Here is a 1,196-nt window from a genome sequence, read left to right as displayed (position 1 = left end):
TTAAGGCTACGCTGCAAAAGTAAACGAGATTTGTTGCCAAGCGTTATAGGTGCTATTGATCTCTCCCCGTACGAATGAAGATGAAGCAGCAGACCCTGTCGATGGCCCAGGACCAAGGATTCGAGCAATACCGTAAACCAACGCGTCGCGATGAGTTCCTGCAGACGATGAACCGAATCATGCCTTGGGCGGCATTGTGCGCAGTCATCGAGCCGTATTACCCGAAGAAGGGTAATGGCCGCCCGCCCATCGGCCTAGAGCGGATGTTACGAATCCATTTCCTGCAGCACTGGTTCAATCTGGCCGACCTGGCGTGCGAGGAGGCGCTCTACGACAGTGCCAGCCTGCGCCGCTTCGCTGGCATTGACCTCGGACGCGAACCGGTGCCGGACGCCACCAGCCTGCTGCGCTTTCGTCACCTGCTCGAGCAACACCAGCTTGGCGAGAAGCTGTTTGCCGAGGCGGGTCGGGTACTGCAAGATAGCGGCATGACGCTCAAGACCGGTACCATTGTCGACGCTGCCATCATTGCTGCGCCGTCATCTACCAAAAACGCTGGTGGCAAACGTGATCCCGAGATGCATCAGACACGCAAGGGTCGTCAATGGTTTTTCGGAATGAAGCTGCACATTGGCGTGGACAGCCGAAGCGGACTGGCGCATAGCGCGATGGTAACGGCGGCCAACGTGCACGACAAGCATGCGCTAGTGCATCTGCTGCACGGACGAGAAAAGCGGGTTTACGGCGACAATGCCTATCGTGGGCAGAAAGCGCTCATCCACAGCCGTGCGCCCCAGGCAAAGGACTTCACCAACGAACGTGTGCGCCGACGCAAGGACGAACCGGCCGACGAACGCAAGCGGAGCAAGAACCGCAATAAGTCGAAGGTGAGAGCCAGAGTCGAACACGTGTTCGCCGTGGTCAAGCGGTTATGGGGCTTTGGCAAGGTGCGCTATCGTGGCTTGGCCAAGAACGCCTGCCGCGCCTTCACGGCGCTGGCGTTGGCAAATATTTATTTGGCGCGTCACCGGCTGACGGCACAGGTACGCCCATAATGGGCAAAACGGGGGCGAGAGCGCCCTACATACAGCCCGTTAGGGCACTAAACGAGGCGCAATACGTCGCTGATTGTTGAATCAACCCGATCGTGTCGAAGAACATTTCAAAACCGATGGGTTGTTCATCGTAGCCTTAAA

The 1,196-nt window shown here is 57.6% G+C and carries 1 protein-coding gene; it reads left to right on the top strand.

The features are described from left to right. Window positions 1–80 precede the first annotated feature (80 nt). The gene (locus IGW03_RS37670) at window positions 81–1,055 is read left to right on the top strand and encodes an IS5 family transposase (RefSeq protein ID WP_194727488.1); all 975 of its coding nucleotides are present in this window, start codon (window positions 81–83) and stop codon (window positions 1,053–1,055) included. Window positions 1,056–1,196: the final 141 nt, after the last annotated feature.

The organism is Noviherbaspirillum malthae, from assembly GCF_015352985.1.
GTDB classification, from domain to species: Bacteria; Pseudomonadota; Gammaproteobacteria; order Burkholderiales; family Burkholderiaceae_D; genus Noviherbaspirillum; species Noviherbaspirillum malthae.
This window is presented reverse-complemented; position numbering and strand designations above follow the sequence as displayed.